The sequence below is a fragment of the Flavobacterium frigidum genome (assembly GCF_048286795.2).
Genome location: NZ_JBLVPT020000011.1, coordinates 10,204 through 28,229, shown reverse-complemented (window position 1 = coordinate 28,229; position 18,026 = coordinate 10,204). Strand labels below are relative to the sequence as shown.

Sequence of the window (18,026 nt, the reverse complement as noted above, 5' to 3'; positions counted from 1 at the left end):
TTTCTGGTACGATTATCCTATTAGACTACATAAATAATAAACAATGGACACCAAAATCGTACGTAAAACTAACAAAAAAAAGTATCTTTTAATGGCTTTGCCGATTATCTTACTCTTCGGATATTTTGTCTTTTCATCTGTTACTAAAAAAAGAAGTTTGAACGTAAAAAAAGTTGAAATTACGATTAAGACCGTAGAAAATAATTTTTTCGAAGATTTTATGTCTTTTCAGGCAAAAGCAGTTCCTTTAAATTCGATGCTAGTGAATATTATAGAAGGCGGAGCCATTCAGGAAATATTTGTTGAAAACGGAGATATGGTTGTAAAAGGACAACCGTTAGCACGCTTATATAATCCTAATGCAGAACTGGCGTACATGCAGCAAGAAACTGCTATTATCGAACAAATTAATAATTTGAATAAGGGCAAACTCGATTTAAGAAATCAGGAATTGAATTTAGAAAAAGACTTGATCGGAATAGAACACGATTATCTTGATGCTAAAAACTTATTTGAATTGAACCAAAAACTTTTTGACAAAGAAATACTTTCAAAAAATGAATGGGAAAAGACCCAAGAAAATTATCGTTTTCAAAAAGAGCGCATAAACATCATCAAAAAAAGTGTCAAAAAAGAAAAATTAGCAAATCAAGTCCAGATTGGACAATTGAATCAATCCATTGGTTTCATGAATAAAAGTTTGGATATTTTGAGAATGAATAAAAAGAATTTCCTTATAACAGCACCAATTTCTGGTAGACTTTCTTCCTTTGAACCTCTACTCGGGAAAACCTATGTGCAAAATACAAGTATTGGTTCTATTGACGACAGGAAAGGCTATAAATTGATTGCTGACATCGATGAATTTTATTTGGATAAAATTGCAGAGCAACAAAAAGGAACAGTAGATTTTGAAAATAAATCCATCGAAGTTCTAATAACCAAAGTGATTCCTGAAATAAAAAATGGACGGTTTCAAGTAGAATTGGATTTTGTTTCATCTGAAAAATTAGATTTAAAACAAGGATTGAGTTTTGGCGTAAAATTAAACCTATCAGAAAAAACCAAGACGGTAGTAGTTTCCAAAGGAAGCTTTAACGAAGAAACTAGTGGAAAATGGATTTTTGTAGTCAATGGCAACAAAGCAGAGAGAAGAACAATCAAACTTGGAAGAGAGAATCCATTATATTATGAAATACTCGGCGGATTGAAAGCAGGTGAAAAAGTAATTACTTCATCGTATAAAGACTATAAAGACGTCGAAGTTTTGAATTTAGAATAAAAAAAATAGTACATAATTAATTTAGATAAAAATAGCATCAATCAAAAAACGAATAGTATGATCACAATTAAAAATCTTTCAAAAGTATTTAGAACAGAAGAAGTAGAAACTATGGCATTGAGTGAAGTTTCATTAACCATTAATCAAGGTGATTTTGTTTCGATTATGGGACCATCGGGAAGCGGAAAGTCTACTTTATTGAATATTGTTGGGTTGTTAGATAGTGCCTCGAGTGGGAGTTATCAGTTACTCAATCAGGAAATGTTTGGTCTGAAAGAGAAAGAAAAATCGAAAGCAAGAAAAGAAAATATTGGCTTTATTTTTCAGAATTTCAACCTGATAGACGAATTATCGGTTTATGACAATATCGAATTGCCGTTGATTTACAATAAAATTCCATCCTCTGACCGAAAGAAAAAAGTAGAAGCAATAGCTGATAAACTAGGAATTTCACACCGATTGAAACATTTTCCGCAGCAACTTTCCGGAGGACAGCAACAACGTGTAGCGGTAGCAAGAGCCTTGATTAACGACCCAAAGATTATTCTTGCCGATGAGCCAACAGGAAATCTAGACAGCAAGAACGGAAATGAAGTAATGGAATTATTGACTGATTTGCATGCTAACGGTGCCACAATCCTGATGGTGACGCACTCAAATTATGATGCTTCTTTCTCGCAGAAAACCATTCTAATGAAAGATGGTGTAGTCCTTTCAGAAAAAATAAATAGTCGCAATGTGGATGTTTTTAAAGTATAAAAATGATAAACATCCTTTTATCGATCACCACAATCATCCTTGAGTTGCTTTGCAAAACACTTTTGTAAACAGCTTTAATTTCTCATCAATCAAATCAAAATTTAATCAATTAAAAAGTCATGATTCTCAACTGGATAAAAATATTTCTTTACCACTTAAAGCAAAACAAACTGTTTTCTTTTCTCAATATTTTGGGTTTAAGCATTGGTATTGCAGGATTGATTTTCGCCATTTTATACTGGAATGACGAACAAAGTTATAATGCTTGGAATCCTAATAAAGAAAAAGTGTTTTTGGTCGCTAATCAAATGAGTGAAAATACATTTTGGGCATCGAGTTCAGCTCCAATAGGGGCTGCAATAAAGGAGAAAAGTTCAGAAGTAGCATCGTATTGTTATTTAAGTGGAAATTATGAAAGCGATCTAATTCGGTTTAAAAATAAGAAAGTGCAATCGAGCAAAATCGTATTAGCACAAAAGAATTTTTTTGAATTTTTCCCTTTTGAATTTGTTGAAGGAAACCAAAAATCAGCATTACCTGATGAAAATAGTATTAGTTTATCTCAAGATTTAGCTTTGCAGCTTTTTGGAAAAGAGACTGCTTTAGGAAAAGAAGTTCTTTTTCAGAATAAAAAACTCACTGTAAGAGGGGTATATAAAATGGATAAAAAATCCTCTTATAATCCTTCTGCTGTGGTTAATTTCATTGATTTAAGAATTAGAAAATCTACTGCTCAATGGGGAAATTTTCAATTTGTATTATTTCTTAAAGTTAAAGATCCTAGTAAAGTTTCGCTTATCGAAAATGATTTGCAAAAACTTTATTACGATAACATGACAGTTCGCTATGCCAAAGAAAACGGAATTACTCCAGAGCAGTATATTGAAAAGTATGGGAATACCAAACCCTCTTTAGAACCTTTGTATTCTATTAGGTTACATACTAAAACTAGTGGTTTAATTGAGGAAAATGGTAATTTTCTGTTTTTGATGATTATGGTAGGATTATCTGTTTTAATTCTGCTACTTTCGATTGTAAATTACATCAATTATGCAACTGCAAATGCTATAAAACGCGCCAAAGAAGTTGGCATAAGAAAAGTTATAGGTTCTTCAAAAATTAATATAATTCAGCAATTTGTTTTTGAAACAGCAATACTATCGTTGTTCTCAATTTTAATTGCTCTTGTACTTGTGGAACTGTCGTTACCTTATTATAATGATTTTTTAGGTATAACCATCGTTGTACAAGGCAGTCAATTTTATTTACAACTTATCATCATATTTATTATTACGGTTTGTCTAGCAGGAGTTTTTCCAGCAATATATGTTTCTAATTTTGAAACATTAAAGGTATTGAAAGGCAATTTTGGAAGAAGTAAAAGTGGCGTCTGGTTACGAAATGGAATGTTGATTTTTCAATTTGCTGTTGCAACTTTTTTTATCATCGGATCCTATATTGTTTATCAGCAAATAGACTATATGAACAAAAAGGATTTAGGTTTCAAGGCAAATCAAATTTTAAGTATTTCTTATCGTAATGTATATGGAGAGGAAATAACAGACAATTTTAGATTTGATCGCTACTTAACAATCAAAAATGAATTATTGCGCATTGCCGGTGTAAAACAAGTTGCAGCAGGTGGCTTTGCTTTTGGAGGATCTGCAAAATCAACAATAACGCTTCAATATAAAGATTTAAGTGTGGATGGAGACAATATTCCAATTGATTTTGGAATGTTAGAAATGATGCAAATAAAAATTGTAAAAGGGAGATACTTGAATCCAAAATTTGCTCAAGATACTATTAATACGATGCTCATAAATGAAACTGCAGCGCGACTATTAAAAGAGAAAAACCCAATTGGAAAAAAGGTAAATTGGAATGGTAAAGAGATAATTATCGTTGGAGTTGTAAAAGATTTCAACATAGGTAATCCAGCCGAAGCTATTCCTCCGATGTCTTTGTTCCATTTTAAAGCAAATTCCTGGTTAACATTTGCTTTAAACAATATTTACATCGATGCAGATGCAAAAACTATGGATCAAACTTTGGCTGATTTGGAAAATTTTTGGCTGAAAAAAGTAGATCCTGATTATCCGTTTGCATACGATTTTGTAGATAAAGAATACAAAAGATCCTATAGCAGTTATGTGAAGCAAAAAAACCTGTTCACAATACTCAATTTTGTGGTGATCCTAATTGCACTTTTTGGTTTATTCTGCCTCGCCTCCTTTTCTATCGAAAGACGCATGAAAGAAATTGCTATTAGAAAAACACTCGGCGCAGAAACGAATGTTTTACTAAAAGAATTATCTAAGCAATACATTGTTTATTGTGTTGTAGGATTCTTGATTGCGGTATTTCCAACTTACTATTTACTTAATAAGTGGTTAGAAAATTTCGCTTATAGAATTGACATTTCAATCTATCCATTTATTATTGGCTTTATCGTCTTATTGTCATTGACCTTACTTATCGTTCTTTTAAGAGCGTTTCAAGCTACAAGAGTAGATGTTTTACAATACTTAAAATACGAGTAATCATGTTGAAAAATTGGATAAAAATATTTATTTACCACTTAATGCAAAACAAACTGTTTTCTTTTCTCAACGTTTTGGGTTTGAGCATTGGTATTGCAGGATTGATTTTCGCCACACTTTATTGGAATGACGAACATAGTTATGACGAGTGGAATCCTGAAAAGGATAACGTTTACATGGTTATAAACACTTTGAACAATAATAAATGGCCTTATACAGTTGCTCCGATAGGACAATATCTAAAAGATGATCCTAATGTAGACAGTTTCAACTACAGCTATAATTGGTATGATTCAGATTTGTTTAGCTATAATGGGAAAAAACAAAAAATAGCGAAGGCATTTAATACTCAAAACAAATTTTTCGATTATTTCCCCTTTCCTTTTATTTTCGGAAGTGCTAAAAATGCTTTAAAAGATGATTCTTCAATTGCTATTTCTGAGAAAATTTATAAGACTTTTTTTGACAAAGAAAACCCAATAGGTAAGCAAATAAAATTTGGAGAAAACTTTTATACCGTTAGTGGTGTTTATAAAAATGAAATGAAAAGTTCTATTGCTCCTGATGTTGTGATGACAGATAACTTTAAAAAAGTTATAACACAGAGTTTAGACCAATGGGAGTCTTTTAATTTTTGTTTGCTTATGAAACTTAAGGATAACTCTAAAAAAGAGTTAGTTGAGCGAAAAATTGAGCAACTTTTTATTGACAATGTTATTAAACCCGAAGCTAAAGAAGCCAATATTAGTTTAGATCAGCAAATAAAAGAACATGGGATTGTTGCTATAAATTTAGAACCACTTAAAGATGCTAGGCTTAATTCCGTATTAGTAGGAGGTTGGGGATATCCAGAAGGAGTCGGTAATTATCAATATTTAGTCATAATGGCAGGATTGTCTATTTTAATAATGATTCTTTCCATTATTAACTATATCAATTTAGCTACTGCTAGTGCTATCAAAAGAGCGAAAGAGGTAGGAGTGCGCAAAGTATTGGGTGCAAGCAAAAGGAATATCACATTTCAATTTATCTCAGAAACACTAGTAATTGTTCTCCTTTCTATTCTTTTCGCATTAGTAATTGTCGAGATTTCGTTGCCTTATTATAATGAACTTTTGGACAAGGATTTAAAAATTTATGCTAGTCAATTCTATTTACAATTGTTACTTATTTTCGGAATAGTGGTTTTATTAGGGGGATTTTTCCCAGCGCTATATATTTCAAGTTTTGAAGCACAAAAAGTCTTAAAAGGGAATTTTAATAGAAGTAAGACTGGAATTTGGTTACGCAATAGTATGTTGGTTTTTCAATTTTCGATCGCTGTTTTTTTTATTATAGGCACAACGATTGTCTACCAACAGGTAAATTACTTAACCAATAAAAATCTTGGCTTTAAGGGTGATCAAGTTATTGAAATTGATTTTCTGAAAAAATTTGACAAACAATCTGAGGCAAGTTATGAGAACGATTTTTTTAAGAATTATTTGGCAACAAAAGATAGATTGAGCAGAATGAAAGGCGTTAATCAAGTGGCTACTGCAAATTTCTCTTTTGGAAATGGTGCACGTTCTTCAAGCGATTATACTTTCCAAAACGCTCGCATTCAGGGGCTGAACATGACTGTTGATTTTGGAATGATGGAAATGATGAATATCAAATTATTAGAAGGAAGGTATTTTAATTCTCAATATGCTTCAGACACTATTAATAATGTAATGGTAAATGAAACAGCTGTAAAAATATTAGGAATCAAACAGCCAGTAGGTAAAGAAATTGTTTCTGGTGATGGTGAGAAATTCAAAATAATCAGCGTTGTAAAAGACTTCAATTTAAGAGGGCCTCAAGAAAAAAACTCACCAATGGTGTTTACGCATCTAAAGACAATACCATTGATGTTGCAAGGTGTAAATTCAATTTTTGTAAAAGTAAAGGGAGAAAATATTGAAGAAACGATGAGCACTATTGAGCAATTTTGGAAGACTAAAGTCGATGCCGAATATCCGTTCTCGTATGAGTTTGTAGATAAAAAATACGCACGATCCTTTAAGGAATATGTAAAACAAAAAAATCTATTCTCAATTCTGAATGTGGTGGTCGTTCTTATTGCCATTTTCGGGCTTTTCGCTTTGGCTTCTTTCTCTATGGAGCGAAGATTACGAGAAATCGCTATTCGAAAAACATTGGGTGCCGAAACCAATGTTTTACTAAAAGAATTATCAAAGCAATATATATTTTTTTGTGCAGCAGGTTTTGTCATTGGCGTTGTTCCAGCCTACTTATTATTAGAAAAATGGCTCGAAAATTTTGCATACCGAATTACAATTAAAATTCTTCCTTTTGCAATTGCTTTTCTGTCTTTACTGTTTTTAACATTAATAATTGTTTTGGCAAAAGCTTTTCAAGTAACCAGAATGGATGTTTTAAAATATTTAAAATACGAATAATCAAAAAAAACTAGACCCTTTTTATAACTAACCAAAACCCAAATAATGTTATCAAACTATATAAAAATATTCCTCTATCATTTAAAACAAAACAAACTATTTTCATTTCTCAATGTTTTCGGACTAGCCATAGGAATTGCAGGATTGATTTTCGCTTTACTATATTGGAACGACGAACAAAGTTATGATGAGTGGAATCCTGAGAAGGACAACGTATATCAGGTCTTGATACAATTGAGTGATATGCCTATTTGGTCTGAATGTTCTCTGTTTTTAAAACCTTTATTAGCCAAAGACCCAAATGTTGAAAGTATATTGTATGCTGATAGTTGGTATCAGAAGGATAAAATCATCTACAATGGAAAGAAAATAGTTGAAACTAAAATCATTAATGTTGAAAACAATTTCTTTTCGTTTTTCCCTTTCAAAATAATTAGCGGAGATGCTATTTCAGGATTAAAAGATGATTCTAGTGTCGCTATATCAGACCTTATTGCTAAACGCGTTTTTGGGGACGAAAATCCAATTGGAAAACAAATAAAATGTTTAAATCACATGTTTGTAGTTCGTGCGGTATATCAAATTCCTGGGAATTCATCAATTGCTCCAAATGTTATAGTAAACAAAATGAAGGAATTGACAACAACAAATGTAACAGCTCCTTTTTTATTAAAATTAGTAGTAAAAGTCAAAGACCCATCAAAAATTGAACTTACAAGAAAGAGTCTTGAAAAAGAGTACAATACAAGCTTTGTTGGAAGAATAGCTAAACTTGAAGGCTTTACTCAAGAAGAAATGGCTAAAAAAATAGGATACTTTAATGTTGTTATGGAGCCACTTTCAAAAGCAAGATTACATTCTATTACAGATGGCTATCCAGAAGGCAGAGGGAATTATCAATTTTTAGTAATTATGGCTGGATTGTCCGTTTTAATTCTCATTTTATCTCTTGTAAATTATATCAATTTGGCTACTGCCAATGCTGTAAATCGTGCCAAAGAAGTAGGTGTACGTAAAGTTGTGGGTGCTTCAAAAGGTACTATTGTAATTCAGTTTATTTTTGAAAGTGTACTACTATGTTTGTTTGCTATTTTATTGGCTTTAATGATTGTGGAGTTGTCGTTACCTTATTACAATGATTTTTTAAGCAAGAATTTAAAGATTATTGGGAGTCAATTTTATCTTCAATTAGTACTCATTTTTATTATTTCCGTTTTGTTAGCAGGAATATTTCCAGCGGTTTATGTCGCTAATTTTGAAACTTTAAAGGTGTTAAAAGGAAATTTTGGCAGAAGTAAAAGTGGAATTTGGCTGCGCAATGGAATGCTAATTTTTCAATATGCAGTTGCCACTTTTTTTATTGTAGGTTCTTATATTGTCTATCAACAAATCAACTATTTAACTCATAAAGATTTAGGTTTTAAAGGTGACCAAGTGATTACTATACCATTAAATTTTTCTAACTCTGACTATGAAGTACAAAATCCTGGACAACACATTTATAACAAATACAGTACAATCAAACAAGAATTATCCAAAATAAATGGAGTCAATGCAATATCTACTGGTCTTATTTCATTTGACGGCTCAAATAATGCTATAGTTCCTGTTATATATAATGACGAACTTTTCAAGGAGCGAGGTATTCCTGTAGATTTTGGGATTTTTGAAATGCTAAATGTTAAGGTAACAAACGGAAGAAATTTTGATTTAAAAATTGCTTCAGACACAATTAATTCAGTTGTACTTAACGAAACTGCTGTGCAATTAATGAAGTTAAAAAAACCAATTGGTGAGAGTGTCAGAATCAATAATCAAATTTTAAGAATTATAGGAGTTGTTAAGGATTTTAATATTTTAAGTCCTGAAGAAAAAGTACCTCCTATCGTTTTTTATCATCTTAAAACAACTGGTAGTGCTCAATACATAGATAAAGTATATATAAAACTAAAAGCAGATAACATTGAAAATACGATTGCCGATATTGAAAAATTATGGAATAAAGTCGATACCGAATATCCGTTTAAATACGATTTTGTAGATAAACAATACGCTAGAACCTATGAAAAATATGTAAAGCAAAAGAATCTTTTTTCATTGTTAAATGTTGTTGTAATTAGTATTGCGCTTTTTGGATTATTTGGCTTGGCTTCGTATTCAATACAAAGACGACTGAAAGAAATTGCCATCCGAAAAACTTTGGGTGCAGAAACCAATATTTTGTTATTAGAATTATCCAAACAGTATATTTTGTATTGCACAATCGGGTATTTAATCGCTTTGTTTCCTGTGTATTATTTATTGAACAAATGGCTCGAAAATTTTGCCTTTAGGATTCACATGAGAGTATTTCCATTGTATTTGGGTTTATTATTTTGTTATTTCTAACACTTTTGATAGTGCTTTCAAAGGCCTTTCAAGCAACTAAAACGGATGTTTTAAAATATTTAAAATATGAATAAGAATTTAATTTTTACGTTAGTCTTTTTTTTAATTTTTGCTTTAGTAAGTGCTCAGGAAAATTCTTGGACGCTTACTAAATGCATGGATATGGCTTTGCATAATAATGTCGAAATAAAAATTCGGCAGCTGGAAATAAAAAGAACACAGCAATCTCAAAACTCTGTTTTAAACCGAATGTTGCCTGTTGTTAATTTGTACGGACAACAAAGCTATAATTTTGGTTCCACTATTGACCCTGCTTCAAACGGAAGGGTAAGTTCAAATATTCAAAATGATGATTTTTATCTCAACGCCAAAACAAATCTTATTGATTTTGGTGCTTTTGCAAATGCGAAAAAAGATAAAATCAACATTGAATTGGCCAAAGCTGATAAGGAAGTTATAGAAAACGAATATAAATTGCAGCTTTTGGAAAGCTATTATCAAGCACTTTATGCTCAGGAATTATTAAAAATTCAAAAAGAGCAAATGAAACAAGCGTATTTTAATTTGGATAGAGTAACCAAAGAAGTTGCCATTGGGAGTAAACCTCAAAGCGATTTGTATGATATGCAATTGAGTTTTTCGGAGGAGGATAACCGCAATTTGGAAACAGAACAATTGTATGCCATGAAAAAAGCACAATTATTCCAATTGATGAATGTTACAGATGTTGTAACTGATGAAGTGGTTTTAGAAACTTATATGAACGAAAGAACAGCGGTAAATTTTGAAAGTGAATCGAATAATCCGAAAATAAAACGAGCCGAACTTCAGTATAAAAATAGTTTGGAATCGATAGGTTTAGAAAGAGCCAACAATTTACCGGTCTTGTCAGCCTTTTATGGTTTCTCTACTTTTTATTATAAAACATTAAGCCAAACAAACACAAACACGGATTCTTTTTTTGATCAATTACAACTCAACAAAAGCCAACAAGTTGGTATGCAGTTGAATGTTCCTATTTTTAATGGATTTAGAAATAACAAAAAAATAGACGCATCAAAAATAGAAAGTGAAAAGACAAAACTGGCCATTGAACAGCAAAAACAAGAATTGGACAAACAAGTTGGTTTGGAACAAAAAAACAAAAAGAATTATTTGCAGCTGCAGTATAAATTGATCGAGAAACAAAAATATGCCAAAGCTTCTCTTGCTACTACACAAGCTAAATTTATAAGTGGAAAAGTAGAAGCTATTCTATATTCTGCAGTGAAAAACCAAATGCTGACTGCGGAATATGAGGTGCTGAAAAATAACCTTCAACTGCAATATATTGATTTGAGAATAAATTTGTTGAAAAGGAATGAGTTATAAAAATAACAACTAAAATTTAAAATCATTTACAATCTAGTAGCGACAACTTCTTCAAATAATGCAAAAAATAATTAATCTGTTTTCACAGTACCTCTTATTTTTCTAAAGTACCGTGAAAAACAAAAAATTATCCGGGTATAAAATCTAGAGTTCGCTCTAGCGCCATTCCTCTCGATCCTTTGATGAGAATAGTATTGTCTATAAGCGCATTAGTAGCTAAATCAATTGTGAAGTCTTCAAATGTTTTGTAAAACTTAAAATTACTTTTTTCAAGTTTATTATTATAAAACGCCGATCCAATAAAATAACATTTGACTTCATTTTCATTCAGAAGCATTTCTACTAAAGATTTATGCTCTTGATTACTTGCTTCTCCCAGCTCAAACATATCGCCTAATACTAGTATTTTACTGCTGCTTTCCAGTTGTAAAAAATTATCAATTGCTACTGCCATACTACTAGGATTGGCATTGTAAGCGTCTAATATAATTTGATTGGATCCTTTCCTTACTATTTGCGATCTATTGTTTTCTGGCACAAAACTCTCTAGAGCCTCTTTAATAGCATCATTTTCAACTTCAAAATACTTCCCTATGGCTAATGCAGCGCTAATATTATTAGCGTTATACAAACCAATTAATTGAGATTGAATAGTAATCCCTGAATAGACTACAGCAACGAATGGGTTCGCTTGCACTGCTGTAATATTTACATCGGCATCTATTTTATTAACACCAAAAGTATATGTTTTTAATGATCCTGATTTTTCAACTTGAATGGGATCTTCTAAATTTATGAAAGTAAGTTTCTTGTTGAAAGAAAGATATTTATACATTTCACTTTTTCCAGCAATTACTCCTTCAACACCACCGAAACCCTCTAAATGAGCTTTTCCGAAATTAGTTATATAACCATAATCGGGCTGTGCTAATTCGCATAAAAACTCAATTTCTTTTTGGTGATTTGCACCCATTTCAACAATCCCAATTTCAGTTTCAGAATGGAATGAAAGTAATGTCAGTGGAACTCCAATATGATTGTTTAAATTCCCAACTGTTGCTTTTGTATTGAATTTTTTAGAAAGAACAACTTGAATAAGTTCTTTGGTTGTTGTTTTTCCGTTACTTCCTGTGAGAGCGATTATTGGTATATTTAAATATTTTCGGTGGAATTTAGCCAAGTTTTGCAATGCAATTAAACCGTCATCAACTAGAAATGTTCTTTCATCAATATAATAAGTGGCATTGTCGATTATAACGTAAGAAGCACCTTTATCTAAAGCTTCTTGGGCAAAAGTATTAGCATCAAAACGCTCTCCTTTTATAGCAATAAATAGCGAGTTTAATTCAATCTTTCGGGTATCTATAACAACCGATTTACATTTTAAAAATAAACTATGAATGTAACTAATATCCATTTGAAACGATTTAAAAAAATAAAAGCCCTAATCAAAGGGCTTTTATTTTTATGATATAAAAAAATTAATTTCGAGGTGATTTTTTTCTGTCTGCTTTAGGTCCTACTCTAGACATTGCGCATCTAAAACCAATATAATCAGTTGCCATATCTTGAGGAAAATACCTTCTTTGTGCAGGATCTAACCAATACGCTCTATCTCTCCAAGAACCCCCTTTGTATACTCTAACTTCATCATTGATTAAAGTTGTTCTTTTGCTTGATTTATCATATTTTCGAACCATTTTACCTAAACTATCTGTTGTTACATTATGCTTAGGAGAATTGTACATGGTTTTTTCATCTTTTTGTTTTTCAGTATCATCTTCCGAAGAACCAAAATTATAATATCTGGTAGATTGTTTATCACCGTCTCTGTAATCTCTATTATCGCTTTTATCGAAATTTTGTCTCAAATATGTTTCTTGTTCATCAACTAGAACTTGAGCAATTTGACCTGGGAATCTTCTCGCTACAATTCTACCATTACTTAATGTATCGAATTTCATGTTGGCTGCAGTAACAATTTCAATTTTACCATCGGCACCAATTTTATTTTTGGTATACTGATTTCCTCTGAAATAATTAAAATCATTTGCTTCGTTATCAATAATCGGTCTGTAAACATCTTGAACCCATTCAGCAACATTACCTGCCATGTCATACAATCCAAAATCATTTGCAGGGTATTTTTTTACTTCATTTGTGATATCTGCACCATCATCTGACCAACCAGCAATTCCACCATAATCTCCATTACCTTGTTTAAAGTTGGCTAACTGATCTCCTTTAGTTTGTCTTTTACCCGAACGTGTATATCCACCAGACCAAGGGTATTTTTTTTGCCCTTTGTAAATGTTATACTCTCTTTGTCCTACATCTGCAGCAGCAGCATATTCCCATTCAGCTTCTGTTGGTAATCTATATTCAGGAAGTAAAACTCCAGAAGAACGCTGTGCATACACATTTTTTGCTTCCACAACCTTACCATCTTTACCTGGTTTGGGTGCTTTTTTTCCTCCTTTTTTTCCTTTAAGGACGATTTCTTCATTTCCACCGTAAGTAGAAGTAGGAGAACTTAAATACGTTTCGGTATCAAAATTTGCATCAGCTGTTACATCTAGGGTCTTTGCATTCTTTTTTAAATATCCATTTTTTTCTAAAAGCGCTTCATTTACACGTTGTGTTCTCCAGTTACTAAACTCAACTGCTTGAATCCAATTTACTCCAACAACAGGATACTCAGCATAAGATGGGTGTCTTAAATAATTGTTTGTCATTGTTTCATTGTAGCCCAATCTATTTCTCCAAACTAACGTATCAGGCGAGGCACCTTCGTATATGTTTTTATAATTTTCTTCAGTGGGTGGGTATACACTTTTCAACCAATCTAGGTAATCTAAATACATAGAGTTAGTAACTTCTGTCTCATCCATGTAAAAAGACTGCACGTGCTGCTGCGTAGGAGCATTATTCCAATCATGCATCACATCATCTTCTACTTTACCCATGGTAAATGTACCGCCTTCAACAAAAACCAAACCTGGTCCCGCTTGTTGCTTTTTGTTTGCACCAGCTTTTTTGCTGTCCATATTCCATCCGGTTGCTCGTGAGGTATTTTTAGAGCTGGACTTTTTACTACAACTGGAAAAACCAATTACTAATAGGATCGATACCATCAATCGTAAGCCCATAATTTTGTTTGCTTTCATACTCTTTTAGTAGGTAATAATTTTAAGTGATGCAATATAATAATTAACCATTAATCAACACAATACTTCTTGAAAATTTTTGTTGATTTAACTTTAACAATAAATTGTATATCATAACGCAAATTTATAATATTTATTATTTAAATCCCATCAAATGATTTATTTTTACTGATTAATAATAACAGACTACTAATCACGTTAAAAAAACGATGAGAAAAATACTTTTGGCGTATTTAAGCCTGATTCCTTTTGCTTCTTTAGCTCAAATTAAAGGTAATGCTGTCATTGAATGGACGGATAAAAAAGAAATGTCTTTTGGAGACTCAAAAGTAGTTATCCCTTATTTCTCGGGAAACAGTTTTCATTATGATACCGATCAGAAAGCTTTATTTTACATCTTAAAAATAAACGAAACGATCAATTTTACAGAGGGTACCGTTACAATCACAAATTCAACATACGAGACTATTACAACCGCGCAACTGGGCGACTTAGCTCCTGAAAACATTCCTAAAACACCAAATGCAATTTTAAAAATTAACATTTCAAGAGACATTAACGAAGCTTTTGTTTATTTATCACCAATAATTAAAGACGAATTTGGATTCAAACGAATCAAATCATTTTCCTATGAAATTGAGAGTAATAATTCCAAACTCTCAAAATCAAATAATAACACCAGTACAAATAGTGTTATTAACTCTGTTCTAGCAAACGGCAATTGGTTCCAATTTTATATAGAAAAATCAGGCGTTTATAAAATCACAAAAGGTTTCTTACAACAATTAGGCATTGATGTCAATACATTAGATCCTCGGAAGTTAAAAATATATGGAAATGGAGGACGAATGCTTCCTTTATCTAATGCTATTCCTTATCCAAATGACCCAACCGAGAACGCCATTCAAATCAGTGGCGAAGCTGATGGAATTTTTAATAATGAGGATTTTATTCTTTTTTATGCTCAAGGTGTTGATGTTTATAATCAGGAAAGTTTGACAAACATTAATTTGTACGATACCAAATCCTATTATTATATCACAGTTCAGGGTACCGATGGAAAAAGAATTGCTCCAATGACTCAACCTTCGGCAGGAAGTACTTTAAATGTGACCGATTTTGACGACCATCAATTTCACGAAGTCGACCTTACTAATATCGCACGATTGGGTCGCCAGTGGTTTGGCGAATCGTTCGAAGTTAAAGAGGAACAAGAATTCGATTTTAACTTCCCTAACATCGACACAACTTCGCCTGTAAAACTTAAGTTGACTGCCGCTTCAGCAGCATTTACACCCACAAGTATGAATGTAGCTGCAAATGGAAACGCAGTAGGCACCATTTCATTTCCTTCTTTGAATCCAAATTCTGAAACAGCCTTTTATGTAGGATCACTCCCTAATAATACAAGTTTTAACGGTGCAGAAAATATAAAAATAAAACTGAAATACAACAACAACGGTGTTCCTGGCTCCAAAGGATACCTTGACAACATCCAGGTAATTGCCAAGCGAAAATTGCAAGGCTACGGGAAACAATTTCATTTTCAATATGATCAATCGCCTTCTAGTACTGGCATTGCATCATACAGTATTTCTAACGCTATTAATATCACACAAGTTTGGGATGTAACTGACATTTTCAATGCATCCAAAATTGAAAATTCTAATCAAAATTCATTAATTTTTAAAGCAAACTTGGGAGAACTGCGGAAATATATTGCTTTAGATCCTTCCGATTATTATACACCACTTCAAGTTCCCAGACCAAAAATTTCAAATCAAAACCTAAAAGGAACCTTGTTTAAAAACGGACAAGGCCAATTTCAAGATATCGATTATGCGATCATTGCACCTGCTATTTTAGTTAATCAAGCCGAAAAATTAGCCACTTTTCATCGAACGAAATCTAATTTAAATGTAAAAGTCATTCCGTTAGAACTAATCTACCAGGAATTCTCATCAGGAAAACAAGATGTGGCAGCAATTCGAAATTGTATAAAATACATATATGAAAACGCTTCTGTTCCCGAAAAAAGATTAAAGTACATCAATCTTTTTGGTGACGCTTCCTATGATTTCAAAAATAGAATCTCAGGAAATACTAATATTGTACCTATTTATCATGCCTTAAACAGTAACTCATCTGGCGAATCGTCTTTTGCATCCGATGATTTTTTTGGACTAATGGATTCCTCCGAAGGAAACATAGTGTCTTTTTTTGGAGGAATCGACATCGCTGTTGGTAGGATGCTGGTTAATGATGCTAGACAGGCCGAAGAAATGGTGAATAAAGTTTTCGAATATTATGATCTAAAATCCTACGGAAGCTGGAGAAATAATTTTGCGTTAATTTCAGACGATTCCGATATTAGTGTTGACGCTAGTTTACAAAACAGACAAAACGCACTTGCTAATACTATTGCTACCCAAAAACCATTTCTAAATGTGAACAAAATTCTGCTAGATTCTTACGTTCAAGAGGCATCTGCTGGAGGTTCACGATATCCAAAAGCGCGAACCGACTTTTTTAATGCTTTTGAAAAAGGAGCTTTAGTTTTTAATTATTTAGGTCATGGTGGCGAGGATGGTTTATCGAGTGAGCGCATTTGGGAAAAATCAGACGGGCAAAATTTGAGCAATCAGTATAAATACCCTTTGTTTATAACAATCACTTGTGAATTTTCGCGTTTCGATAATCCTTTTAGGCCAACCGCTGGTGAATATACGTATTGGAACCCAAAAGGAGGAGCGATAGCAATGATAACAACCATTCGTTCCATTGGACAATTTAGTGCCGAAAACTTCAATGATACCTTTACAAAAAACCTACTGTCGTATAATTCTAATCAATATACATCTATTGCAGAGGCCCTTAGAATATCTAAAAATAGCAATCCAAACTCAGCAACCAATGTTGTTTTTTATATAGGTGATCCGGCATTGATGCTTGCCATCCCAAAACCTAAAATCAGATTGACAAAAGTAAATGATGTTCCAGTTACCCAAACTATTGATGACTTTAAATCATTGGCAAAAATGAAACTCACAGGCGAGGTAACAGACGAAAACAATAATCTACTCCCTAATTACAACGGAGAAGTTGCCGTAACTATATTTGACAAAACAGTTTCAAGAACGACCTATAATAACGATGGCAACAGTCCGCCCATCACTTTCAATGTTTTAGGAGAAGCAATATTTCGAGGAAACGCATCCGTAACCAACAGCCAGTTTGAATTTAGTTTTGTAGTCCCTAGAGACATTAGAATTCCGGTAGCCAATGGCAGAATAAGTTTTTATTCTAAAAAAAATCAGGTCTTGCAGAACGAAACAGGATATGACAGTGCAATAAAAGTAGGTGGAATTAATGAAAATGCAATTGCAGACAATATAAGTCCAAGAGTGAAGTTATACATGAATGATGAAACTTTTGTTTCTGGTGGCATTACAAATGAGTCCCCGTTTTTTGTTGCGCTACTCGAAGATGAAAACGGGATCAATACAGCAAGCGGTATTGGTCATGATATTGTTGCCATTCTGGATGGAGACGTTAATAATCCATTTGTATTAAATGATTATTACCAAACAAAATTAGACGACTTTACAAACGGAACACTTCGATTTCCTTTAAGAAACTTAGCTCCCGGACTGCATACAATAACATTCAAAGCATGGGACGTCTACAACAATCCAATTAGTGCAGAGATTCAATTTATTGTTGTAGGCGATGATGCCATAACATTGACTCATGTATTGAATTATCCAAATCCGTTTGTAAATTATACTGAATTTTGGTTTACTCACAACAGACCCTTCGAACCTTTAGAGGTTCAAGTTCAAGTAATGACAATAACTGGAAAGGTAGTTTGGACTAAAAATCAAATCATCACAACAGAAGGTTTTTTGTCTAAAGAAATTACTTGGGATGGGAAAGATGATTTTGGAGATAAAATAGGAAAAGGCGTTTATGTGTACAAACTCACTGTTAAATCGACTTTGACGAACAAAAAAATTGAAAAATTTGAAAAACTTGTAATACTTTAATAAAATACTATATTTGTTTACTAAAA

9 protein-coding genes are annotated in these 18,026 nt (G+C 32.4%); 7 read left to right on the top strand and 2 right to left on the bottom strand.

The window, feature by feature from the left end; all coding sequences use genetic code 11:
* Positions 1-43 precede the first annotated feature (43 nt).
* From ACNQGB_RS11420 to ACNQGB_RS11395, 6 genes are all read left to right on the top strand, one after another.
* On the top strand, positions 44-1,282 hold the full coding sequence (locus ACNQGB_RS11420) for an efflux RND transporter periplasmic adaptor subunit (RefSeq protein WP_472777115.1): 1,239 nt from the start codon (positions 44-46) through the stop codon (positions 1,280-1,282).
* A gap of 57 nt (positions 1,283-1,339) precedes the next feature.
* Positions 1,340-2,041: an ABC transporter ATP-binding protein gene (locus tag ACNQGB_RS11415; protein WP_417943943.1), complete on the top strand. Its 702-nt coding sequence runs from the start codon at positions 1,340-1,342 to the stop codon at positions 2,039-2,041.
* Positions 2,042-2,160: 119 nt separating this feature from the next.
* Complete coding sequence (locus tag ACNQGB_RS11410; protein WP_417943942.1) at positions 2,161-4,584, top strand: ABC transporter permease; 2,424 nt, start codon at positions 2,161-2,163, stop codon at positions 4,582-4,584.
* Between the two features lie 2 nt (positions 4,585-4,586).
* Positions 4,587-7,028, top strand: a complete 2,442-nt coding sequence (locus ACNQGB_RS11405; RefSeq protein WP_417943941.1) for an ABC transporter permease — start codon at positions 4,587-4,589, stop codon at positions 7,026-7,028.
* Positions 7,029-7,073: 45 nt separating this feature from the next.
* Complete coding sequence (locus ACNQGB_RS11400; protein WP_417943940.1) at positions 7,074-9,416, top strand: ABC transporter permease; 2,343 nt, start codon at positions 7,074-7,076, stop codon at positions 9,414-9,416.
* 66 nt (positions 9,417-9,482) lie between these two features.
* On the top strand, positions 9,483-10,787 hold the full coding sequence (locus ACNQGB_RS11395) for a TolC family protein (protein ID WP_417943939.1): 1,305 nt from the start codon (positions 9,483-9,485) through the stop codon (positions 10,785-10,787).
* A 127-nt stretch (positions 10,788-10,914) separates the two neighbouring features.
* Here the strand turns inward: ACNQGB_RS11395 and ACNQGB_RS11390 are convergent, their stop codons facing one another.
* A complete protein-coding gene (locus ACNQGB_RS11390; RefSeq protein WP_417943938.1) occupies positions 10,915-12,204 on the bottom strand; it encodes a UDP-N-acetylmuramoyl-tripeptide--D-alanyl-D-alanine ligase in 1,290 nt (429 codons plus the stop codon).
* Positions 12,205-12,268: 64 nt separating this feature from the next.
* Complete coding sequence (gene gldJ, locus ACNQGB_RS11385) at positions 12,269-13,954, bottom strand: gliding motility lipoprotein GldJ (RefSeq protein WP_417943937.1); 1,686 nt, start codon at positions 13,952-13,954, stop codon at positions 12,269-12,271.
* A 209-nt stretch (positions 13,955-14,163) separates the two neighbouring features.
* Here gldJ and porU point away from each other — a divergent pair, with 209 nt between their 5' ends.
* Positions 14,164-18,000, top strand: a complete 3,837-nt coding sequence (gene porU / locus ACNQGB_RS11380; protein ID WP_417943936.1) for a type IX secretion system sortase PorU — start codon at positions 14,164-14,166, stop codon at positions 17,998-18,000.
* Positions 18,001-18,026: the final 26 nt, after the last annotated feature.

Bases quoted from the DNA above. Each gene is read 5' to 3' on its own strand.
- ACNQGB_RS11400 (WP_417943940.1), top strand. From the start codon at position 7,074: ATGTTATCAAACTATATAAAAATATTCCTCTATCATTTAAAACAAAAC.
- ACNQGB_RS11410 (WP_417943942.1), top strand. From the start codon at position 2,161: ATGATTCTCAACTGGATAAAAATATTTCTTTACCACTTAAAGCAAAAC.
- ACNQGB_RS11390 (WP_417943938.1), bottom strand. From the start codon at position 12,204: ATGGATATTAGTTACATTCATAGTTTATTTTTAAAATGTAAATCGGTT.
- ACNQGB_RS11405 (WP_417943941.1), top strand. From the start codon at position 4,587: ATGTTGAAAAATTGGATAAAAATATTTATTTACCACTTAATGCAAAAC.
- gldJ (WP_417943937.1), bottom strand. From the start codon at position 13,954: ATGAAAGCAAACAAAATTATGGGCTTACGATTGATGGTATCGATCCTA.
- ACNQGB_RS11415 (WP_417943943.1), top strand. From the start codon at position 1,340: ATGATCACAATTAAAAATCTTTCAAAAGTATTTAGAACAGAAGAAGTA.
- ACNQGB_RS11420 (WP_472777115.1), top strand. From the start codon at position 44: ATGGACACCAAAATCGTACGTAAAACTAACAAAAAAAAGTATCTTTTA.
- ACNQGB_RS11395 (WP_417943939.1), top strand. From the start codon at position 9,483: ATGAATAAGAATTTAATTTTTACGTTAGTCTTTTTTTTAATTTTTGCT.
- porU (WP_417943936.1), top strand. From the start codon at position 14,164: ATGAGAAAAATACTTTTGGCGTATTTAAGCCTGATTCCTTTTGCTTCT.